General features: G+C 45.9%; 19 protein-coding genes. 8 read left to right on the top strand and 11 right to left on the bottom strand.

The annotated features are described in order from the left end of the window. The first annotated feature begins 17 nt into the window (after positions 1 to 17). The 7 genes from murD (at position 18) to ftsZ (ending at position 9,152) form a co-directional block, all read left to right on the top strand. On the top strand, positions 18 to 1,358 hold the full coding sequence (gene murD / locus ACFPIB_RS03210; protein ID WP_378015984.1) for a UDP-N-acetylmuramoyl-L-alanine--D-glutamate ligase: 1,341 nt from the start codon (positions 18 to 20) through the stop codon (positions 1,356 to 1,358). A 121-nt stretch (positions 1,359 to 1,479) separates the two neighbouring features. After that, a complete protein-coding gene (locus tag ACFPIB_RS03215) occupies positions 1,480 to 2,661 on the top strand; it encodes an FtsW/RodA/SpoVE family cell cycle protein (RefSeq protein ID WP_378015985.1) in 1,182 nt (393 codons plus the stop codon). After that, positions 2,654 to 3,763 (top strand): undecaprenyldiphospho-muramoylpentapeptide beta-N-acetylglucosaminyltransferase, encoded by a 1,110-nt coding sequence (murG, locus tag ACFPIB_RS03220; RefSeq protein WP_378015986.1) that lies wholly within the window; start codon positions 2,654 to 2,656, stop codon positions 3,761 to 3,763. The genes ACFPIB_RS03215 and murG overlap by 8 nt, the downstream gene beginning before the upstream one ends. 161 nt (positions 3,764 to 3,924) lie before the next feature. After that, on the top strand, positions 3,925 to 5,346 hold the full coding sequence (gene murC, locus ACFPIB_RS03225; protein WP_378015987.1) for a UDP-N-acetylmuramate--L-alanine ligase: 1,422 nt from the start codon (positions 3,925 to 3,927) through the stop codon (positions 5,344 to 5,346). A gap of 14 nt (positions 5,347 to 5,360) precedes the next feature. Continuing rightward, a complete protein-coding gene (locus tag ACFPIB_RS03230) occupies positions 5,361 to 6,128 on the top strand; it encodes a cell division protein FtsQ/DivIB (protein ID WP_378015988.1) in 768 nt (255 codons plus the stop codon). Between the two features lie 9 nt (positions 6,129 to 6,137). Continuing rightward, positions 6,138 to 7,475 (top strand): cell division protein FtsA, encoded by a 1,338-nt coding sequence (gene ftsA / locus ACFPIB_RS03235; RefSeq protein WP_378015989.1) that lies wholly within the window; start codon positions 6,138 to 6,140, stop codon positions 7,473 to 7,475. 24 nt (positions 7,476 to 7,499) lie between these two features. Further along, complete coding sequence (gene ftsZ / locus ACFPIB_RS03240) at positions 7,500 to 9,152, top strand: cell division protein FtsZ (RefSeq protein WP_378015990.1); 1,653 nt, start codon at positions 7,500 to 7,502, stop codon at positions 9,150 to 9,152. Positions 9,153 to 9,224: 72 nt separating this feature from the next. Here ftsZ and ACFPIB_RS03245 read toward each other — a convergent pair whose 3' ends face one another. Next, the gene (locus ACFPIB_RS03245) at positions 9,225 to 10,118 is read right to left on the bottom strand and encodes a sulfite exporter TauE/SafE family protein (RefSeq protein ID WP_378015991.1); all 894 of its coding nucleotides are present in this window, start codon (positions 10,116 to 10,118) and stop codon (positions 9,225 to 9,227) included. Positions 10,119 to 10,423: 305 nt separating this feature from the next. On the opposite strand from ACFPIB_RS03245, the gene ACFPIB_RS03250 reads away from it, so the two are divergent. Continuing rightward, on the top strand, positions 10,424 to 11,938 hold the full coding sequence (locus tag ACFPIB_RS03250) for a malate:quinone oxidoreductase (RefSeq protein ID WP_378015992.1): 1,515 nt from the start codon (positions 10,424 to 10,426) through the stop codon (positions 11,936 to 11,938). Positions 11,939 to 11,977: 39 nt separating this feature from the next. Here ACFPIB_RS03250 and ACFPIB_RS03255 read toward each other — a convergent pair whose 3' ends face one another. The 10 genes from ACFPIB_RS03255 to ACFPIB_RS03300 form a co-directional block, all read right to left on the bottom strand. After that, positions 11,978 to 12,271 carry a helix-hairpin-helix domain-containing protein gene (locus ACFPIB_RS03255; RefSeq protein WP_378015993.1) on the bottom strand — a complete coding sequence of 98 codons (294 nt, stop codon included), beginning with the start codon at positions 12,269 to 12,271 and terminating at the stop codon, positions 11,978 to 11,980. Between the two features lie 340 nt (positions 12,272 to 12,611). After that, entirely contained in the window at positions 12,612 to 13,001 is a 390-nt protein-coding gene (locus tag ACFPIB_RS03260; RefSeq protein ID WP_378015994.1) for an iron chaperone, read from the bottom strand. A gap of 118 nt (positions 13,002 to 13,119) precedes the next feature. After that, entirely contained in the window at positions 13,120 to 13,785 is a 666-nt protein-coding gene (locus ACFPIB_RS03265) for a formylglycine-generating enzyme family protein (protein WP_378015995.1), read from the bottom strand. A 50-nt stretch (positions 13,786 to 13,835) separates the two neighbouring features. Further along, positions 13,836 to 14,690, bottom strand: coding sequence for an AbiJ-NTD4 domain-containing protein (locus ACFPIB_RS03270; RefSeq protein ID WP_378015996.1), 855 nt, complete (start codon positions 14,688 to 14,690; stop codon positions 13,836 to 13,838). A gap of 101 nt (positions 14,691 to 14,791) precedes the next feature. After that, positions 14,792 to 16,486 carry an acyl-CoA synthetase gene (locus tag ACFPIB_RS03275; RefSeq protein WP_378015997.1) on the bottom strand — a complete coding sequence of 565 codons (1,695 nt, stop codon included), beginning with the start codon at positions 16,484 to 16,486 and terminating at the stop codon, positions 14,792 to 14,794. Positions 16,487 to 16,930: 444 nt separating this feature from the next. After that, positions 16,931 to 17,539 carry a DUF417 family protein gene (locus tag ACFPIB_RS03280; protein ID WP_378015998.1) on the bottom strand — a complete coding sequence of 203 codons (609 nt, stop codon included), beginning with the start codon at positions 17,537 to 17,539 and terminating at the stop codon, positions 16,931 to 16,933. A gap of 66 nt (positions 17,540 to 17,605) precedes the next feature. Further along, the gene (locus ACFPIB_RS03285) at positions 17,606 to 18,490 is read right to left on the bottom strand and encodes an AraC family transcriptional regulator (RefSeq protein WP_378015999.1); all 885 of its coding nucleotides are present in this window, start codon (positions 18,488 to 18,490) and stop codon (positions 17,606 to 17,608) included. 263 nt (positions 18,491 to 18,753) lie between these two features. Further along, positions 18,754 to 19,281: an NADPH-dependent FMN reductase gene (locus ACFPIB_RS03290; protein WP_378016000.1), complete on the bottom strand. Its 528-nt coding sequence runs from the start codon at positions 19,279 to 19,281 to the stop codon at positions 18,754 to 18,756. A 329-nt stretch (positions 19,282 to 19,610) separates the two neighbouring features. Continuing rightward, complete coding sequence (locus ACFPIB_RS03295; protein ID WP_378016001.1) at positions 19,611 to 20,039, bottom strand: hypothetical protein; 429 nt, start codon at positions 20,037 to 20,039, stop codon at positions 19,611 to 19,613. A gap of 408 nt (positions 20,040 to 20,447) precedes the next feature. Then, entirely contained in the window at positions 20,448 to 21,200 is a 753-nt protein-coding gene (locus ACFPIB_RS03300; protein ID WP_378016002.1) for a succinate dehydrogenase/fumarate reductase iron-sulfur subunit, read from the bottom strand. Positions 21,201 to 21,280 lie beyond the last annotated feature (80 nt).

Below are 21,280 nucleotides of genomic sequence, written 5' to 3' on the forward strand. Positions count from 1 at the left end.
CGAACAATTGCAAAAAAATGAAAATAGCAGTTTTAGGTTCCGGAGAAAGTGGCGTAGGTGCGGCGCTGTTAGCGAAAGCAAAAGGCTACGACGTTTTTGTTTCGGATATGGGCCAGATCAAGCCGGAATACCGCGAGCAATTAGAGCATGCCGGCATTTCGTTTGAAGAAGGTACGCATACCGAAAGCCTGATCCTGGATGCTACTGAAATTGTGAAAAGCCCCGGAATTCCGGAAAAAGCTCCTTTGATCAAAGCAGCACACGCCAAAGGAATTCCTGTTATTTCTGAGATCGAATTTGCGGCGCGTTACAGCAAAGCGAAATTCGTTTGCATTACCGGCACCAACGGCAAAACCACCACCACGCTTTTAACTTATCATTTGCTAAAAAGCGCCGGTTTGAACGTAGGTCTGGCCGGAAACATTGGTATAAGCCTTGCAAAACAGGTAACTGAAGATGCGTTCGATTATTATGTACTGGAGTTGAGCAGTTTTCAGCTTGATAATATGTACCGTTTTCGAGCGCACATTGCGGTTTTGCTTAACATTACGCCCGACCACCTGGACCGCTACGAATACAAAATGGAAAACTACGCGGCTTCGAAATTACGTGTAACCCAAAACCAGCTCGAAGGCGATTATTTTATTTACAACCAGGAAGATCCGCTTATCGCGCAATTCTTTAGAGCGGCAGTTTTTGCGGGCCAAACCATACCGTTTTCTTTAGAGAAACACCCACATAGCAAAGTCTGGTTCGAAGGTAAAAATGTGGTTATGGGTTTTGCGCCTCAAAACCCTACCGTTTCTACCGAAAAGTCGCCTTTAATTGGCAAGCACAATCAATATAATTCCCTGGCTGCTATTTCGGTGGCGAAGCTTTTAGGCCTTTCTGAAAACCAGATCGAAACGGCTTTGGCAACTTTTAAAAATGCGGAGCACCGTTTGCAGAAGATCGGCGAAAAAGATGGCGTGCTGTATATTAACGATTCTAAAGCCACGAACGTGGAAGCGGTTTGGTTTGCGCTCGAAGGTATTAAACAACCTATTGTCTGGATTGCCGGCGGCGTAGATAAAGGCAACGACTACGAAACCCTGAAGCCATTTGCCAAAGACCGGATCAAGGCGTTGATCTGCCTGGGAGCCGACAATGAAAAACTGAAGATTTCTTTCGGGGGCATTATTCCGGAAATTAAAGAAACGCAACGTGTAGAAGAAGCTGTGGAAATGGCAAAAACCTTAGCCGGCAGCGGCGATGTGGTATTGCTTTCGCCGGCCTGCGCCAGCTTCGATCTTTTTAATAATTACGAACACCGCGGCCACCGTTTTATGGAAGCCGTGCGGGAAATAGCTTTGAAATAAGCGTTGAAAAAAGTTGAAAGTTATGAGTTCAAAGTTTAAATTGATTTTTGCTCAACGCATAACTTTTAACTCTTAACTCATAACTGAATAAAAAAACGGTAGCAAAACTGGAGGAAAAAGTATGAACGGATTGAAATTGTGGCTCCGCGACAACCTGAAAGGCGACCCTGTTCTATGGGGAATTGTGATTGCTTTTTCATTGATCAGTATTCTGGTGGTTTACTCGGCTACCGGTACGCTGGCTTATAAAAAAATGAGCGGAAACACTGAGTATTTTCTTTTTAAGCATACCAGTCTGATCTTTGTCGGGCTGGCATTTATGTGGTTTGCGCACAAGCTCAATTATAAGTATTACTCGCGTATTTCGTTGCTGGCGCTCATTCTTTCGGTGCCGTTACTTTTATTTACCTGGCGTTTTGGTTCCAACCTCAACGAAGCTTCCCGCTGGATCATGATCCCGGTAATTAACCAGACCTTTCAGCCTTCCGATTTAGCCAAGTTAGCGCTTATCTCACATTTAGCCAGTATGTTAAGTAAAAGGCAGATGAATATTACAGCTATCCGGGAAACGTTGGTGCCGCTTTTATTATGGTGCGGCGGTATCTGCGGACTTATCATGCTCTCCAATATTTCTACCGGTTTGCTGCTTTTTGCTACCTGCATGTTGCTCATGTTCATCGGCCGCGTACCCATGAAATATATCCTGATGCTGGTTGTGGTAGGTGCTATCTTTGGCAGTGTGGCTTTGGCCGTTGGCCAGCGGATGGGTACGGCGATAAGTCGTATCGAAAAATTTATGGATAAGGATAAGCCGGTTTTTCAGCTGGAGCAATCTTACATTGCTATTGCTACCGGCGGGGTGGTGGGCAAAGGTCCGGGCAATTCCGATCAGCGTAATTTTCTGCCGCACCCTTATTCCGACTTCATTTACGCCATTATTATTGAAGAATACGGCATTATAGGTGGCGCCGTAATTCTGTTCTTATACCTTGCTTTGTTGTATCGTGGCATGATTGTAGTAGCCCGAAGTTCCGGCGCTTTCGGCGGCCTGCTTTCGGCGGGCCTCAGTTTCAGTCTCGTCATTCAGGCCATGGTAAACATGGGCGTAGCGGTAGGTTTGGGTCCGGTTACGGGTTTGCCTTTGCCGCTGCTTAGTATGGGGGGAACTTCACTTATTTTTACCGGAATTTCTATGGGAATTATTCTCAGCGTGAGCCGCAACGATTACGAAAGCAACCAGCCGAAAGAAAATTCCCTGCCGAAACCGAAACAAGTAGCTGAAAACGTATTGGCCCATGCCTGATCCGATAAAAACGTACCGATTGATCATTAGCGGCGGTGGTACCGGCGGACATATTTTTCCGGCCGTAGCCATTGCCAACCAGTTTAAACACGTTTTTCCAAACGCTGAAATTCTGTTTGTGGGCGCCAACGGCCGCATGGAAATGACGCGCGTGCCCGAAGCCGGTTACAAAATTGTGGGCCTGAACATTGCCGGCCTGCAACGCAGCCTGACTTTGAAAAACCTGAGCTTCCCCTTTAAGGTGATCAATAGTGTTTTAGCCGCCAAAAAAATAATCAAAGAATTTAAGCCCGATGCGGTGGTAGGAGTGGGAGGTTATGCGAGTGCACCGGTGTTATTTGCCGCTACTTCGCAGCATATTCCGGCCCTGATCCAGGAGCAGAATTCGCATGCAGGCATTACCAATAAACTGCTGGCCAAACGGGTGCATAAAATTTGCGTGGCTTACGAAGGCATGGAAAAATATTTCCCCTCCAGTAAAATAGTTTTGGCCGGTAACCCGGTGCGGAAAGATATTATTGGTTGTGCTGGAAAGCGCGCCGAAGCAGTACAATTTTTCAGCCTCGACCCAAATAAAAAAACGGTTTTGGTAATTGGCGGAAGTTTAGGCGCCCGCACTTTGAACGAAAGCACCGCGCAAAGCCTTAACAGATTGATCAACTCCGGTTATCAGCTGATCTGGCAAACCGGAAAAAGCTATTACCACACGGCCGTTGGCCTTACTACCCATTTAACCGACAATGGAATCCGGGTTTTCGAGTTTATTAAGAACATGGATCTGGCTTATGCCGCATCTGATCTGGTGATTTCCCGCGCGGGTGCATTGTCAATTTCAGAGCTTTGCCTGGCGGGAAAACCGAGCATTTTAGTACCGTCGCCGAATGTAGCGGAAGACCATCAGACGAAAAACGCTATGGCTTTGGTGCAAAAAAGTGCGGCCATTCTGGTAAAAGATACTGAGGCAAATCACGTTTTATACGAAGTGGCGCTCGAGCTTCTACAGGATGAAAAGAAACTGCAGGAACTGAGCACCAACATCGGCAAATTGGGTAAGCCAAAAGCCGCTGAAGAAATTGTAAACGAACTGATAAAACTGCTTTAGTCCCGAATTTTTGATTGGTCGGATTTGGATATTCGATCAAAAAGTAAGATCTGAAAACTGAACTTTGAAAATTCAAAACAAAACACTAGGGTTTTGAGCCCGAAAACTAACGAAAGAAGAAAGCGAAAATTCGAACCATCGGACTTCGGACGATCTTGAAAATGGAACCAACTATGAACAACCAGCAACCAGCAACGAACTACAAGTACATTTACTTTTTAGGTATTGGTGGAATTGGTATGAGCGCCATTGCGCGATGGTTCAAAGCGAATGGCAAACCGGTTTGGGGTTACGATAAAACCGATACTGTGCTCACCCAAAACCTGGCAAAAGAAGGCATCAACATTCATTTCGAAGACAATATTGACCTGATCCCGAAGGAGGTTTTGGAAAATAAAACCGAAACGTTGGTAGTGTTAACGCCCGCCGTTCCGCAGGATCATGCCGAACTGAATTTCTTCCGCGAGCAAGGTTATACTATAAAAAAACGTTCCGAAGTTTTAGGCATTATTACTGCCAACGCTTACACGATTGCAGTAGCCGGAACCCACGGAAAAACCAGCACCAGCAGCATGGTAGCGCATTTATTGCACGATGCAGGAATTGATTGCTCCGCGTTTTTAGGCGGCATTGCTGTTAATCTGAATTCGAATTTAGCCATTGGCAACGCTGAAAAAGACGGAAAACAAATTGTAGTAGTGGAAGCCGATGAGTACGACCGTTCTTTTTTAACGCTGCACCCGGATATTGCCATTGTAACGAATTCCGATGCTGACCACCTCGATATTTACGGCGACAAAGATCACCTTATTCATTCTTTTCAGGATTTTATTGGCCAGATTAAACCCGGCGGCACGCTTATACTCAATAAAAACACTGATCCGCGTTTAACCGAAAAAATGCAGAAAGGCGTGAATCTGATAACCTATTCGCTGGAAAACGGCGATCTGCACGCTTCGGAAATTCAGGTTAGCGGCCGCACGTTCGGTTTCGATCTGAAAAGTGTTGATAAAGATATTCCGGATCTGGCTTTAAAAGTGCCCGGTTTTCACAACGTTGAAAATATGTTAGCCGCTATACAGGCTTGTCTCATCCTGAACGTGCCGGAAAACGCTATCCAAAACGGGGTAAAAACCTATAAAGGCGTAAAACGGCGCTTCGAATACATTTTTGAAAATGATAGTAAAGTTTACATCGACGATTACGCCCACCATCCCACTGAAATTGAAGCCTTTATTCGTTCCGTTAAGGCGCTTTATCCCGGCAAAAAACTGAAGCTTATTTTTCAGCCGCATTTGTTTACCCGCACCCGCGATTTTGCTGACGGCTTTGCTGAAAGCCTGAGCCAGGCCGATGAAGTGGTGTTGCTGGAAATATATCCGGCCCGCGAAAAACCGATTCCCGGAATTACTTCAAAAATTCTGCTCGAAAAAATCACTTCTTCGCAAAAAACATTGCTGACCAAAGAAGAAGTCTTGCTAAATTTGCAGTCCGATAAAAGCTGGGATGTACTTGCCACTGTAGGTGCCGGCGATATTGACACCTTGGTGCAGCCAATAAAAAATATTTTAGAAAAACTTTAAAAAAAACATTGGTAATGCCATTGAACCGTAAAATAAAATCGCTAATTTTTGCCTTCTGTTGCGTGGCGGTTTTCGGTGCATTGGTAGTTTTTGCCGGCGAACGTCAACAGCAAAAAAACTGTGAAAAAGTAAATATTTCTATTGAAAATGAATACAATAATTACTTTATTAGCGAAAAGGAAGTTACCGAACTTTTAACCAGGGACGGAGCTGAAAAAATTGCCGGGCTGAACCGCAGCGAGATAAATCTTAAAAATCTTGAAATGCGGATCAAAGCCCATAAATTTGTAAAAGATGCCCAGGTATCGCGCGATCTGAAAGGAAATTTAAAAGTAAGCATAAAGCAGAACAGGCCTATAGCAAGACTTATACACGAAAACTCCGATAACGATGTTTACATCGACGATGAAGGAAACATCCTGCCATTATCGGAACGCTTTACTGCCCGCGTAATTCCTATCACCAAATCGGTGCAATCTCCAGCGCTTAATAACGCATTCTTTCAGGACTCAGTAGGCCATGCTTACCTGTCCCTTTTGCAGTTTATAGACCACGATGCCTTCTGGAAAGCGCAGCTTGCCCAGATGCACATAGAAGCAGACGGAAAAGTAACCTTCCAGCCTCAGGTCGGCGACCAGAAGATCGAATTCGGCTTGCCGGAAGACATCGAACGGAAGTTCAAAAAACTGATGATCGTTTATAAACAGGTACTGCCGCAAATGGGGTGGAACAAGTATAAACGGGTTAATATAGAATTCAATGATCAGATTATCTGTGAATAAAATACAGCTATGCAAAACGATAAAATAGTAGTAGGCTTAGATATAGGAACAACCAAAATTTGTGCACTGGTTGGCCGCAAAAACGAATACGGGAAGCTGGAGATTCTTGGTATGGGCAAAGCCGTTTCGGAAGGTGTAGTAAGAGGAATTGTAAGCAACATCGATAAAACTGTAGATGCCATTAAGAAAGCGATCCGTCAGGCAGAAGAGCAAAGTGGTATTAACATTGGCGTAGTAAACGTAGGCATTGCCGGGCAACATATTAAAAGCTTGCAGCACAACGGCTCCATTACCCGCGCTACGGTAGATAACGAAATCACCCTCGAAGACGTGAACCGTCTGACCAACGATATGTACCGTTTGGTAACGCCTCCAGGCTCCGAGATCATTCACGTAATGCCGCAGGATTATAAAGTGGATTACGAAGAAGGCATTATGGATCCGGTGGGTATGAGCGGCGTGCGCCTGGAAGGTAACTTCCACATCATTACCGCGCAAAGCAATGCCATCAACAACATTAACAAATGCGTAACCCGCGCCGGCCTCGAGATCGATAACCTGATCCTGGAGCCGTTGGCATCTTCTATGTCTGTGCTGAGCGAAGAAGAAAAAGAAGCCGGTGTTGCGTTGGTAGATATTGGTGGTGGTACCACAGATTTAGCTATCTTTAAAGATAATATTATCCGTCACGCGGCGGTGCTTCCTTTTGGCGGCAACATTATTACTTCCGATATTAAGCAGGGCTGTATGGTAATGCAAAACCAGGCCGAAGCGCTGAAAGTGAAGTTTGGTAAAGCCATTGCCGAGGAAGCCTCTGAGAATGAGATCGTTTCGATTCCAGGCCTGCGCGACCGGACTCCGAAAGAAATTTCTTTGAAAAATCTTGCATATATTATAGAAGCAAGAATGGAAGAAATTATTGAACTAGTTTATTCAGAAATTGTTCGGTCAGGGTACGCCAATAATTTAGCGGCTGGTATCGTGATCACGGGTGGTGGCTCGCAATTGCAGAATCTGGTGCAGCTGGTTGAATACTTGACCGGCATGGATGCCCGCATTGGTTATCCGAATGAGCATCTTGGTAAAAGCAAGATAGATGCGGTGAAAAGCCCCATGTATGCAACCTCTGTTGGCTTGGTTCTTGCTGGTTACCAGTCTCTGGACGACCGTATGAACCGGTACATGGAAAACCGCAACGAAGAAGGCGTACGACGCGAAGAGCCTCGCAACAATGCGAAAGCCACTAGCAGCAGCCACAGTGGCGGTGGCGATTTCTTCAAGAAGATCATCGACCGTACCAAAGGTTTGTTGATAGACGATTTCGACGATAAACAACAGAATTACTAATTTACTTTTTAAGCGGCAATCATTATGAGTTTTTCTCCTTCTTACAAATTCGATGTTCCTTCCCAGTCCAAATCCATCATTAAGGTGATCGGAGTTGGGGGCGGCGGCAGCAATGCTGTAAATCACATGTTCGGGCAAGGAATTAAAGATGTGGAATTTGTAGTCTGCAATACTGATGCTCAGGCTTTGAAAAGCAGCTCGGTACCAAACAAACTGCAAATTGGGGTAGACCTTACAGAAGGTTTAGGTGCTGGCGCCAACCCGGAAAGAGGCAAACAAGCCGCAATTGAAAGTAAAGAGCAGATCCGTGAATTATTAGGCACCGATACCAAAATGGTGTTCATTACGGCAGGAATGGGTGGTGGTACCGGAACAGGTGCTGCGCCGGTAATTGCCAAAGTTGCCAAAGATCTGGATATCCTTACCGTTGGTATCGTTACGGCGCCTTTCATGTTCGAAGGCCGTAAGAAACGTACTGCTGCTGATAATGGTATCAAAGAACTTTCTGAGAACTGCGACACCGTACTGGTAATTCTGAACGATAAGCTGCGCGAAATTTTCGGGAATCTGCCGATCCGTTCTGCTTTCGCAAAAGCCGATAACGTATTAACGACCGCTGCTAAAAGTATTGCCGAGATCATTACGGTAACTTCCGAAGTGAACGTTGACTTTGAAGACGTGAAAACGGTAATGAAAGACTCCGGTGCCGCCGTAATGGGTTCTGCTATTACCGAAGGGGAAAATCGTGCTCTGCGTGCCGCCGAAGAAGCGCTTTCTTCACCATTGCTGAACAACACAGATATTCACGGTGCACAGAAAATTCTTCTTTCTATCATGTCCGGCGACCAGGCGGAACTTGAAATGGACGAACTGACCGAAATTACCGAATATATCCAGGAACAGGCGGGCGAAGAAGCGGAAGTGATCTTCGGTCACGGAATTGATCCGGACCTGGGCCAGAGCATTAGAGTAACGGTAATTGCTACCGGTTTTGCCAGAGAAGGTAACAGCATTGTGCAGATGCCCGCCATTAAAAAAATAATGGAAAAGGAAGCTCCGGCTCCGGCGCCGCAAAACGATATTTTCAATACAGATTATAATATGGTAGCGGAAGCGCCGGTAAAACCCGTAACGCCGCAACCAACTTTTACGCCGCCAGCGCCACAATTCCAGGCACCAGCTCCGGAGCCGGTTCGTGCACCGCAGCAGCAATATGTGCAGCCAGTTCAGCATCAGCAAGTTCCGCAGCAGCCGGTTCAGCCGCAAGCTCCTGCTTATCAGCCTGAGAATAACATTTATTCGGAGCCGGTACCTGCGCGTGTAATCTACGACTTAGGTGTAAGCCAGGACGTTGTGAATCACGATGTACCGAATCTAGGTCAGCCGCAGCCGCAATACCAGGTGCCCAATGCCCCGGTTGCGCAAACCGTAGATATTTACGAAACGCAGGAGCGTATTCCCAGCCTTGAAGAACGTCGCCGACGTTTACGCCAGTTAAGCAGCGAAATTTCTAACGATGCGATAAAGGAAAAACTGGAAGTGCCGGCTTATCAGCGTCGTAACGTGGTTTTAGAAAATGTAGTGCCTTCGGCAGAGCGTAATATTTCCCGTTTCAGCCTGAACGACGACAACGAAATTTTAGGCGATAACCGCTTTCTGCACGATAATGTAGACTAAAACGGTAGCGTTTTCAGCATAAAAAGTAAAAGCCTTCTGTAGCAATGCAGAAGGCTTTTTTATTTACATATTTCACCAGAAAAACAGGTAAAGGGTACGAATACTCAACCCGATAATTACAAGCCCAACCACGATCATCAGTTTTTTAGGATTAATTTTTTTACACAGATAAGCGGCAAATGGCGCCGCAATTACGCCGCCTGCAATCAACCCTAAAATAACGTTCCAGTCCGGAATACCCATAAAAATGGTAAAAACGCTGGAACTGGATAACGCTACAAAAAACTCGGCCAGGTTTACGGATCCAATGGCAAAACGCGGATGCTGGCCTTTACCAAGCAAGGTGGAGGTAACCACCGGCCCCCAGCCGCCACCGCCAACCGAATCTATAAAGCCCCCGGCCAGACCTAGTAATGCCATATTCTTTATTTCACTTTCGGGCTTAATAATGCCATAAGCTTTTTTAATGATCAGTAAACCCACAAAAATGAGATAGATAGCCACAAACGGCTTAATGATTTTCATATCAACAGAGCTCAATAAATAAGCACCTGTAATCGCACCAGCCACGCCCGGTATTACTAATTTCTTGAAAAGATCCCGGTGAATATTGCCAAACCTGATGTGTGAAAGTCCGGAAACGCCCGTTGTAAAAACTTCGGCTAAGTGCACGCAAGCGCTGGTTATAGCCGGTGGAACGCCAAAGCTCATTAAAAAACTCGCAGCACTTACGCCGTAAGCCATACCCAAAGCACCATCAATTACCTGGGCCAGGAATCCGATCAAGAGGAATTTGAGAAACTCTTTTTCCATCAGATTCGCAAAAGCAATGTGAAAAGACCATTCGCCGTAAACCTTTCTGAAATCGTGAAAAAGCATGATCAGCAGCGTAAAAAAAAGCAGACAAACTAATGTTAATACCAACCATTTTATGAAAGGTGGCAAGCTGTAAAGGTCTGGTTTCATTATCATCGGATTTTTCCTGCGCCGCAAGTGGCCCCGTAATCTCATTTAACGGTTATTTCCGGAATATGGTAAGGCATTTATATTCAGTTGCATAAATTTATTCAGGGCTTATTTCTGAACAATTGTTGTGAAAATTTCCAAAGTGCTATGGCTTCGGGCCTGAAAAGTATGGGTGGTTGCTGGTACCAGTTTTGAAAATTCTCTGATAATTCAGTTCAAATTTCTGCCTTAAAATTTCAGGAATCCGTATGGGTGCTTTAGGTTAAACTGATTTTGAATTTCCTGCTTTTAAGCCTGGATCTAATATGAACAACAATAAAGAATTTGTAACCGAACCCCGCGTAGTTTTAATTGGGGCGGGCATTATGAGCGCTACTTTGGGCGTAATGATGAAAGAACTGGTACCAGACCTGACCATCGAAATTTTTGAACGCCTTGATATGGCTGCCGCCGAAAGTTCCGATGCCTGGAATAATGCCGGCACCGGCCACTCGGCTTTCTGCGAACTAAATTACACCCCGGAAATGCCGGACGGCTCCATCGATATTACCAAAGCCATAAAAATTGCCGAAGCCTTCGAAATTTCTAAACAATTTTGGGCTTACATGATTCACCACAACCACCTGGCGCTGCCCGATGCTTTCATTCGCAGCGTGCCGCACATGAGTTTTGTCTGGGGACCGGAGAACGTAAATTTTCTGCGGAAACGCCACGCGACCTTAACTCAAAATCCCTTGTTTAAAGGCATGGAATATTCCGAAGACCACGCCACCTTAGCTAAATGGATCGCGCTTATTATGGAAGGCCGCAATAATGCCCAACTGGTAGCCGCCACTTGCATGGAACTTGGTACCGACGTAAATTTTGGGGCTTTGACGCGCTGCATGTTCGATTATCTGAAGAAGGCCGGCGGGGTGAATGTACATTTCGGGCAGGAAGTGAGACGGTTGAACCAGGAAAGCGACGGCCGCTGGCGGGTACGTTTGCGCGATATGAAAACCGATGAACGCCGTGAAGTGGTGAGCAAATTCGTGTTTATCGGAGCTGGTGGCGGTGCCATGGGTTTGCTTGAGAAATCGGGTATTCCGGAAGGAAAAGGCTACGGCGGGTTCCCGGTAAGCGGACAATGGCTGGTTTGCAATAATCCCGAAATCATTGAAAAGCATCACGCCAAAGTTTACGGCAAAGCTTCAGTTGGCGCGCCGCCTATGAGTGTACCGCATTTAGATACCCGAATTATAAACGAGAAAAAAGCTTTGCTTTTTGGGCCGTATGCCGGTTTTTCCACCAAATTCCTGAAACAAGGTTCTTACTTCGATCTGCCTAAATCCATTCATTTCAGTAACCTGAAAACAATGCTTTATGCCGGCGCGCGGAATTTAGAACTGACCAAATACCTGATCGACCAGGTTCGCCAATCGCCGGAAGATAGGTTAGCCGCCTTGCGCGAATTTTTCCCGTATGCCAGAATGGAAGACTGGGATCTGGAAATTGCCGGCCAGCGGGTGCAGATCATCAAAAAAGACGTGGCGCTGGGCGGAATTTTGGAATTTGGAACGGAAGTAGTAAGCTCCGCCGACGGCACCATTGCCGCCCTTTTAGGTGCGTCGCCGGGGGCTTCTACGGCGGTTTCCATTATGCTTACCTTGCTGGATCGTTGTTTCCCGGAGCGTTTCCGGAGCGAAGCGGCGCAAGCCAGAGTAAAGCAAATGATTCCATCTTATGGCAAATCGCTGGCGCAAAATCCGCAACTGTTAGAGGAAATCAGGACTTTTACCAGCAGTGTGCTGGGCCTGAAAAGCGTGGAATCGAAGTTGTAGAACCAGGGCTGCAAACGCTATGGTTAGAGCCCGAAAAAGTCAGGAGCTTTTAAAAGCCAACCCGGCAGTTGCCAGCGCGTCCCGCAATTTCGGCAACGAGGTTTTTCCTATGCCGTGAAGCTCCAGTATCTCTTTTTCGCTAAATTCCGAAAGTTGCTGCAAGGAAGTAATGCCCTTGTTTTGCAAAGCCCGTCGCGCCGGCGCCGCTATTGCCGCCATAAATCCGGATTCCGGTTTATTTTCTTTTTCACAAACCGGGCAGGTTGGGCACTCAGAAGATTTGTAAAACTGGTGGCCGTTTTCGCAGGTTTTGAGTTTTGGTGTGCTTGGCATAGGCTTAGAAGTTTGGCTTCAATTTATCAAATTATGCAAAAAAGTCCCCTTCGGATGGAAAATGGTAGGACCAGCTTTATTAATATTTTCAATCGCTGGTGCGAGCCTCCCGGCTCGTATCGGATTTAGCTGATCGAATAAAGTGAGGTACGAGTTGGGAGGCTCGCACCAACGCATGAGGATCACAAAATGATATCGCTGTTTAGGAAATCTGTGTTCGGAACTAAACCTAAACCTGCTGCGGAAATCCTTGTCTTCGTACCCAAAATGAGGATATGGATATCCCGGCAGAATGATTCCGGACACAGATGTCCGAAAGAGCTTTAGCGAATTTAATATATCAGCTTTGCTTTTTACTTATTTTCTTCGCCGGTTTTTCAGAATTTCCTTTTATCAGAAACAACACAATTTTAGTGATCAGATCCAGCGGTATTGGTTTATCTAAGGGAAATTGCACCGAGCCTTTGCCGGTTTTATAAGCAGCAAACGCATTTTCAAATGCTTCCATGCCTACGGGTGTAGGATAAAAACCGATATGATTGGCGAAGGCAGCAAAATGAACGAGGTTATGACCGCGCAGCTTGAAAGTTGGAATGGCATAGCTGATCGCTTCTTCCGCTTCCGGCGCCAATTCTTTTATCGTTTCCCGGATCTGTGTGAGTGCCCGCTGCGTTTCCGCGGGAAACCCTGCAATGTATTCGTCTATGTTGCCTGGTTTAGCTGTTGCCATACAATTCTGATTTAACTTTAAAAGTCGGGTTAAGATTTCAGGTTAACCTGATTAAATTGATTAGCGGTTATATTTACGCGCGTGTAAGATGCTTATCTCCCTTCCCGAGCTGAATTTTTTACTCTAAATTCCTGGCGATCCGGAAGCCGAGATCGTCTATTTTGAAGGAAACGGGGTGGCTGCGGCGGCGGTTGGTGGCTAAGATTCCGCGTTCCTCATCTGCCCAGCCGCCGCCGCGAAAAATGCGGTAGGAGCCGTAAACTTCTTCGTCGTAAATATCGGAGCACCATTCCCAGACGTTGCCCAGCATGTCGTACAAACCCCAGGCGTTGGATGCTTTTTGCCCGACGTCCTGCGTGCTGCCGCCGGAGTTTTCTTTGTACCAGGCAATGTTCGTTAGTTCGCCGTAACGGGGTGCCGGGTTGCCGGCTTTGCAGGCATATTCCCATTCGGCTTCGGTGGGCAGGCGGTAACCGTTGGCTTGCGGGTTAAAAGTTATGTTTTCGAAGTTGGCAGGAATGTGGTAGCAGGGTTGTAGTTTTTCCTGCGAGGAAAGGGCGTTGCAAAACTGCACGGCTTCTACCCAGGAAACGGTTTCTACGGGTTTTTGCGGGCCTGGAAAGGTGCTCGGGTTTTGCTGCATCACCGCGGCATAAAGCGCCTGCGTTACCGGAAATTTCGCCAGCAGAAAGGGTTTGATGGCTACCGTCCAGGTTAGTTTTTTCCGGTCGTCGCGCAGTTCAATCTGGCCGGCGGGGATGGGGGTGAGGGTAATCGATGGCAATGGAGTAGCAATTTAAAATTGGTGAAAAATGATGTTAATTTTAAAATGCTTTATTGATTTGTCTTAGACTCTTTCTGAATTAAATAGTTTATGAAAGCACTACATGCTATAAGCATGAATTTTGCATCTTCCTGATTTAATTTATCTTCTTCTAATAAAGCGTGTCTTATTCCATTGGCATCACTTGTGTAACCATAAAGGCTGCTAAAGGAACTTCTTAAAGCCGTATGTAAATTGTGGGCTTTTTCAATTTGCTTTAGTGCTTGTCCAAGAGTTGCTTTGGGGTTACCTGTTATAATGGAACAATATGATTCAACAGCGCTTATTGATTCCTTAATTGAATTTCTATAATCTGGCGATTTTTTATCTGAATACAATTCCAATGCCCTATTTAAATGAGTTTTTACAGGTTTGAGATAATCAGTGTTTGCTAGTGCTTCTTCAATTGCTTCAATCTCAACCTTAGAACTTATTTGGGTTAATAATTTATTTACAAACCTGTAAGCTGATAACTCTCTCTCTAAAATTATATTGCAGTATTCAATAAAATCCTCATTTACTTGATCATAACCCTTAGAGTGATAGCTATTAGGAACAAATTCAATAAAATTATAGATTTCGAACCAATCAGCTTTTAAGAAGAATTGCTTTATATTCTGGTGAAGTTGTTCAAAATACATAGGCTTTTCATCTAATCGTTTTTTGAAAAAACTCCCCCAAATTGATAAAAGCAAAACCTGAACTTCATGAGTATTGTCAGTAATCCTATCATATTTAATCAGGTTTTTCCAATAATAAATTGTTAAACCATTCCAAAGAGCGTTCTTTAAATCTTCGTCAATAGATTCTAATTGAACTATGTTCTTAATTGGAGTTATGCCAATTCTTTGGGAAAATGAAAGCATTTATAAATTATTAGAGTTTTAAGTTTAATCACAATTTAGTATAAAACTCCAGATAATACACATATTACAAACAAAAAACGCTACCATTTTCCCCCTAAAAACTACTCAAAGCTAAACTCCCAATCCGAGCTTTCTTTCTTCGCTTTTTTCTGTGCTTCATTCGCCCGCAATTCCACCCGCCGGATCTTCCCGCTGATGGTTTTGGGCAGTTCTTCTACAAACTCGATGAGGCGCGGAATTTTGTAAGGTGCCAGGTTTTGCCGGCTGAACTGGTAAATTTCCTGCGCCAGTTCGCGGCTCGGTTGGTGCTCCGGCGCCAGAATGATGAACGCCTTTACTTGGTAGCCTTTCACTGCGTGCGGACTGCCAACCACTGCCGATTCAACCACAGCTTCGTGTTCAATTAAAACGCTTTCCACTTCAAACGGGCCCACGCGGTAATCCGAAGCTTTTATCACATCGTCGTCGCGGCCGATGAACCAGATGTAGCCGTCGCCGTCTTTGTAAGCTTTGTCGCCGGTGAAGTAGAGGTTGTGTTTAAAAACGTCCTTCTTCTTTTCCGGATCGCCGAAATATTCCTTAAAAATGCCGTTTGGGCGGCCGGTATCGGTGCGCACGCAAATGTGGCCTTCTTCATGCAATGGCAGTTCGTGGCCTTCGTCATCGGCAATAATAATGTCGTAGAGGAAGGTGGGTTTGCCCATGCTCCCGAATTTCAGTTCGTCGCCCACCAGGTTGGCCACCATGCAGGTGCTTTCGGTCTGGCCGTAGCCGTCGCGGATCATGATGCCGGTGCCTTCGTGCCAGGTTTCGATAATTTCGGGGTTCAGCGGTTCGCCGGCCGCCACGCATTCCCGGAAACTGAAGTTAAACGCTTTCAGATCTTCCTGAATGAGCATGCGCAAGGCCGTTGGCGGCGCGCAAAAGGTGGTAATTTTATGCTTTTCGAGTTGCTCTAACTGCGCTTTGGCGTTGAACCTGCCGGTTGGATGATAGGCAAAAACTGTCGCGCCCACGTTCCAGGGGGCAAATACGCAGCTCCACGAAAACTTGGCCCAGCCGGGCTGCGAAATGTTGTAATGCACGTCGCCTTGTTTCAGCCCGATCCAGGAAGCCGTGGAAAGGTGCCCGAACGGATAACTCAGGTGCGTGTGCGTAACCACTTTGGGTAAACCCGTAGTGCCGGAAGTGAAAAACAAAAACAGCGGATCGTCGGCTTTAGTTTGGGCAGCTTCGGCAGTTTTGGGCTGGTTTTCGATAGCGTTTAAAGGCTGCCAGCCGGTTTTTTCGCCGTCTACAATTATTTTGAGCTTTACGTTTTGGCCCAAGCTTTTTTCAGCTTCATCAATTTTACCGGCATTTTCCAGGTCGGCAAGTACCACGTTGGGCAGCAGCTTTTCGAAACGGTATTTTATGTCCTGCACGCCCATGATCGTAGCCACCGGTACCATTACCAAACCACCTTTCATGGCCGCGAAATACGCAAACCAGTTGGCCGGCAGCAGCGCCAGTTGCAGAAACATGCAATCGCCTTGCTGCAAGCCGTTCGCCCGGAAAAAGTTGAGCAGCTGGTTTCCTTTTTCGGCTATTTCGGCGTAGGTGTAGCGTTCCTCTTTTTCGCCGTCGGTCCAGAGCAAGGCTTCGGCCTGCGGGTGCTGCTTTAAATTTATGCCTTCAAACACTTCAGTTACCCAGTTAAAATATTCAGGTTTTTCTAGAGGCAGTTCGCGCAGTTGCTGGAATTGGTGGCTGGCAATTAAATTCCGGACGTTTTCGAAATAGGAGGTAAGGCTCATGGCAGTAATGGTTTGAAAGTGATGACTTTTTAGCCGGAAAAGGATAGCGTTTTTTCGGGTTGAAAAGGTTGAATAAGTTACGAAAAGCTAAGGGAAAATGCGAGCGGAAATTTGACCCCATCCACCCCCCTAAATCAGGGGAGGGCTTTTATCTGTAGGAGTATCGTTAGTTGAAGCAGACGGAGATGGATTTGCTTATGTCGCAAGTTTAGCGCAGCGTAACTTGTGAAAGGATTAGCCAGTTGTAACTGGCGGAATCATTGCTACTTTTTTGCTTTAAAACCCTATCGTTTTTCATAGAAAGCTTGTCTGTTGCCTTGCAGGCAAGGTCAATTGCAAACTGACCGAATGATTACCCACAACTTACGCTGCGCTAAACTTGCGGGATAATAAAATATTGCGTCAAAAGTCCTGCCTTGTTTTTAGGGGAGGATTTAGGTGGGGTTAAGCTACCATCATTCTTTCCCTTCTTTCTCGCAGCCTTTCCAGTTTTTCTTGCTGATACAGATATTTCCGGGCAGCTTGCGCCATGGTTGCAACACTCGCACCAAGCATGATCACATCTTTTATCACCAATCTGCCGGAGCCGCTTAAATACGGAAAACCGTGGTGGGCATCACCGAGCGGTTGTACCCAGGTTTCGGGCGTGGTTATCAGGAACGAAAGCGTAACCAAACTCATGCCGAAGGCCAGGAAACTACCGAAGGCGGAAACGCCCGGCCAAACCGGATAAGTGGCGATCAGCAAACCGATCATGACGATGACGAAGCCCAGGCCGTAGGAAAACGCGTAGGTGTGGTTTTGTTCGTGCCAGGCTACGTTTTCGGGTTTTAGTTCGCCTTCTTTGTTCATGTGGGTTTTGTAGTCGGGAGCCTCGTATTTGTAAAAGAAACTCATGAACGGACTGTTGGCTACAAAGGGTACAATGCCGTGCGCCTCGTAAGGAAATGCTTTTAAACCGCCGATCCAGACGAGTACGATGATAAGGCCGAGGCGGGCCAGATGCAGGCCGGTTTCCTGGAGATTCGCCGCGAATTGAAAGAATTTATGCATGGTTCCGAAATTTGGTTTCCTTCAAATTTCGCGCTTTTAAGGCCGGCACACCATGCACCAAAGGGCTTAAGGAATAGACAAAAAGCCGCTCCGCATGTTCCACTCCGTTTGCCGGAAATGGCTGGGAGAGAGGCCGATGTGTTTTTTAAAGAAGCGGCTGAAGTAAAATTCGTCTTTGAAGCCGAGGCTGGAAGCTACGGCTTTAACCTGTGCATCGGTGTGCAGCAATTCCCATTTGGCTTTCAGAATGATCTTTTCGGCAATGAGCAGCGATAAGCTTTTATGGAAATGTTTTCTGCAAAGGTTGCTGAGCGTTTTTAAAGGGAAATGCAGGGCTTCGGCGTAAAAAGCGGGTTGGTGCTGTTTAGTGAAGTTTTCGTTTATTAAGTTCTCGAGTTGCGTTAGAACAGCCGGAAGCTTTATGCCTGGGTTACAACCCGGGGTTTGGGCGGTTTTGAGGCGGGTGAGTTTTACCAGGAAGATCTTAAGGTAAGAGAAAACCAGTTCGCCGGTAGCCAATTCGCCGCTTTTCATTTCCGACTGCATGTTTTTCAAGAGTTGGCTTAGTTCGGAAGCGGTTTCAGAGTCAACATTAATGGCTTGCGCATTGTAAACCTGGTTGAAAAGTACGCCGTTGCAGCCCACTTCGTGCTGATACGTTTCGATGCAGAAGAAATTCGGATGGAAAAGCAGAAGCTGGGCCTGGGTTTCGGATTCCGGATGCAGCGCAAAAGCCTGGTAAATATTGAAGCAGAAAACCTGGTTCGGGGCGTATTCGGTTGTAGAAAAATCGGTTTCCAGCAGGCCCTGGCCTTCGATTATCCAAAGCACGCTGAAGTAATTCGTATGGTTTTGCCAGACCTTCTCCCGCACAGCTACCTCCGAAATGAGCAACGGCGCAACTTCCTGGTTGGCTTTGTAAACGTGTAAGGGCAGTTTTCCGGTGAGCATGGTGCAGGTGTTGATTTAGTTACCTTTAAATTAAAGGTTTTGCATGTAGAGACTATATTACGTCTCCTTCATGATTTTACGCTCTATTCGGGCTACCCATATTTACTTTTAAATGAAAATGTATTTTCAAGCCTGAAACTAAACCCGACCATTTAAAACAATGCTTTGAAAATTGAAACAATTTGTCGCAATGCTGTAAGAGCCGCAATATATTACGTCTCTACGGGAGAACCAAATAACTTCAATCCTGAAAAACGCTATGCCTAAAAGCTCAAAAACTGCCCGGCTTGCGCTTCCATCAGTTCGAGATAAAACGGCGTAACCACGCGGCCATCCTGAAAATGATTTTGGATTTGTGGAATGCGGACTTTATTGGCCAGCACATGCATGCCGAGGTAATTGAAAATATCGGTTAGATGGCTCATGGCTAAAAGTCCGCCTTGCGTACCGTTGCTGATGGCTACCATGGCGGCTTTTTTGTTCCGGAACGTGTTGGGATATGCCAGGCCGTCGATGAACGCTTTGAGAACGCCTGGAAAGGAACCGTTGTATTCGGGTAAAACAAAAATGAGTTTTTCGGAATGGGATATGAAGTTGGAAACGGCGTTGAAGGCTTCGTTTTTGCCGGTGTGTTCATAAAGCGCAGTGCTGATAAAATCCACGGGTAATTCCTGCAGATCGAGTAATTGCGCGGGTTGCCCGAATTTTTGTTGCAGCATTTCGGCGTACTGTTCGGCCAGTTTTCGGGAAATTGCGTCCGGGCGGTTTGTGCCTACAATAATCGTAATCATGCTGAAAAGTGGTTTTGCTGTGCCAAAGTTACTTTAAAATTCCTGTTCGGGCTGAAATTTTGGTTTAACAGCTTTTAGGGCGAAAAGGATATCGTTTTTTTTAATAAGAGAATGATTGAATGCGAGAATTGGTGAATAAGGAATTGCAGATTGCATGATCGTCTCTGCTACTATTGTCATTCTGAAAGAACCTTATGGGCTAATAGCACAGAATTCAGAAGTTTCTTCCAGAATGACAGGGAGGGAGAAAGGTTTTAAAATTTCGACATAAAAAAACCTGTGAGGTCTTTAATTCCTCACAGGTTTCTCTGCTTCTGAGTTTCAATTTCTTATAACCAGTTGCTCCACGGCAGACGGCATAAAATAAAGATCAAACCGAGCGTGAAGAAAATGAGGATCTTTTTGTAGCGGGCGTTGCTATCGGTTAGTTTTTTGGCTTTGGAATAACCGATGGTAACCAACACAGCGGCGATGATCATGGTGAGCGGGTGCTCCAGCATGAGTAAACGGGCAGAGCCATCTTTCATGTTTCCGCCGGAAAAATTGCTGATGCCATACGGTGAAACGAAATACAGGATCAGGCCAATAAGCACCTGGATATGTGTGGCGATCAGGCCGATGAGGGCTACTTTGCGGTTTCCTTCGGTGAAAGGTTTGTTGCCTATAAACCCGATCAGGGTGTAAACAATAGCAAAAATAATGGCGGCCAGTAACACGTAGGCTAAACCTGAGTGCGCATGCAAAAGTCCGGTGTACATAGTTTTAAAGTTTGTTTGGTGTAGCGGCCGGGTTTCCGGCGTTTCATTTACTGGCTAAATTAAGCAATAATTGCCGATTCCGAAGCAAAACTCCGGTTTAAATTTAAGCTGATGAAGACTGTTTCCTGAACCATATATGCGAAAAGTCAGGAGGATAATTTCTGAGTTTTTAGGCCGGAATCCCTATCGTTTTTATTTAGAATGTTAGAATGTTCGAGGTTCGTAGGTTCGATTTAAATTAGAAAGTTTTTTGGGTTTATACCCCTAGCGTTTTCAGCATAAAATTAGTTTGACTTTTGGAGCCCAAACCCCTAGCGTTTTTGCATAAAAAAACCTGTGAGGTCTTTAAGACTTCACAGGTTTCTGTAAAAAAGTCATCCCCTGAATTAGGGGAGGATTCAGGGGGGGTTATACGTTCTGCGACGTCATTTTGGCGCCTAGATATTCGCGGTTCAGGATCGCAATGTTTTCCAGGGAAATGCCTACCGGACATTCTGCTGCACAGGCACCCGTGTTGGAGCAAGCACCAAAACCTTCGATATCCATCTGGGCAACCATGTTTTCGGCGCGGGTTTTTGCTTCTACTTTACCTTGTGGCAACATGGCCATCTGGCTTACTTTAGCCGAAACGAACAGCATAGCCGAAGCATTTTTACAAGCTGCCACACAGGCGCCGCAACCAATACAAGTTGCCGCATCGAACGCTTTATCTGCTACTGACTTCGGAATTGGAATAGCGTTCGCATCTGGTACACCACCGGTATTAACCGATACGTAACCGCCAGCCTGCTGAATACGGTCGAAAGCGGAACGGTCAACGCTCAGATCTTTGTGGATCGGGAACGCAGTTGCACGCCAAGGCTCAATCACAATGGTATCGCCATCGTTGAATTTACGCATGTGCAGCTGGCAAGTGGTAGTGCCTTGCTCCGGACCGTGCGGACGGCCGTTGATGTAAAGCGAGCACATCCCGCAGATACCTTCACGGCAATCGTGGTCGAAAGCAATCGGATCTACACCTTTGTGCGCCAGGTTTTCGTTCACTACATCCAGCATTTCCAGGAAAGACATTTCCGGGGAAATATTTTTGGCTTCGTAGGTTTCCAGGGCACCGGATGCCTTATTATTTTTTTGCCGCCAAACCTTTAAAGTAAGGTTCATGGGCTTAAGATTCGGGTTATTACCTGCCATATCTTTTATTTCAATTAGAAATTAGAAATTAAAAATTAAAAATTTTTGAA

Source organism: Adhaeribacter terreus (assembly GCF_042657365.1).
Lineage (GTDB): Bacteria > Bacteroidota > Bacteroidia > Cytophagales > Hymenobacteraceae > Adhaeribacter_A > Adhaeribacter_A terreus.

What these genes read in the sequence shown, in the direction of transcription:
- murG (WP_378015986.1), top strand. Translation starts at nt 2,654, where the DNA reads ATGCCTGATCCGATAAAAACGTACCGATTGATCATTAGCGGCGGTGGT.
- ACFPIB_RS03295 (WP_378016001.1), bottom strand. Translation starts at nt 20,039, where the DNA reads ATGTACACCGGACTTTTGCATGCGCACTCAGGTTTAGCCTACGTGTTA.
- ACFPIB_RS03270 (WP_378015996.1), bottom strand. Translation starts at nt 14,690, where the DNA reads ATGCTTTCATTTTCCCAAAGAATTGGCATAACTCCAATTAAGAACATA.
- ACFPIB_RS03255 (WP_378015993.1), bottom strand. Translation starts at nt 12,271, where the DNA reads ATGCCAAGCACACCAAAACTCAAAACCTGCGAAAACGGCCACCAGTTT.
- ftsA (WP_378015989.1), top strand. Translation starts at nt 6,138, where the DNA reads ATGCAAAACGATAAAATAGTAGTAGGCTTAGATATAGGAACAACCAAA.
- murC (WP_378015987.1), top strand. Translation starts at nt 3,925, where the DNA reads ATGGAACCAACTATGAACAACCAGCAACCAGCAACGAACTACAAGTAC.
- ACFPIB_RS03285 (WP_378015999.1), bottom strand. Translation starts at nt 18,490, where the DNA reads ATGCTCACCGGAAAACTGCCCTTACACGTTTACAAAGCCAACCAGGAA.
- ftsZ (WP_378015990.1), top strand. Translation starts at nt 7,500, where the DNA reads ATGAGTTTTTCTCCTTCTTACAAATTCGATGTTCCTTCCCAGTCCAAA.
- ACFPIB_RS03260 (WP_378015994.1), bottom strand. Translation starts at nt 13,001, where the DNA reads ATGGCAACAGCTAAACCAGGCAACATAGACGAATACATTGCAGGGTTT.
- murD (WP_378015984.1), top strand. Translation starts at nt 18, where the DNA reads ATGAAAATAGCAGTTTTAGGTTCCGGAGAAAGTGGCGTAGGTGCGGCG.
- ACFPIB_RS03280 (WP_378015998.1), bottom strand. Translation starts at nt 17,539, where the DNA reads ATGCATAAATTCTTTCAATTCGCGGCGAATCTCCAGGAAACCGGCCTG.
- ACFPIB_RS03230 (WP_378015988.1), top strand. Translation starts at nt 5,361, where the DNA reads ATGCCATTGAACCGTAAAATAAAATCGCTAATTTTTGCCTTCTGTTGC.
- ACFPIB_RS03275 (WP_378015997.1), bottom strand. Translation starts at nt 16,486, where the DNA reads ATGAGCCTTACCTCCTATTTCGAAAACGTCCGGAATTTAATTGCCAGC.
- ACFPIB_RS03290 (WP_378016000.1), bottom strand. Translation starts at nt 19,281, where the DNA reads ATGATTACGATTATTGTAGGCACAAACCGCCCGGACGCAATTTCCCGA.
- ACFPIB_RS03245 (WP_378015991.1), bottom strand. Translation starts at nt 10,118, where the DNA reads ATGAAACCAGACCTTTACAGCTTGCCACCTTTCATAAAATGGTTGGTA.
- ACFPIB_RS03300 (WP_378016002.1), bottom strand. Translation starts at nt 21,200, where the DNA reads ATGAACCTTACTTTAAAGGTTTGGCGGCAAAAAAATAATAAGGCATCC.
- ACFPIB_RS03250 (WP_378015992.1), top strand. Translation starts at nt 10,424, where the DNA reads ATGAACAACAATAAAGAATTTGTAACCGAACCCCGCGTAGTTTTAATT.
- ACFPIB_RS03215 (WP_378015985.1), top strand. Translation starts at nt 1,480, where the DNA reads ATGAACGGATTGAAATTGTGGCTCCGCGACAACCTGAAAGGCGACCCT.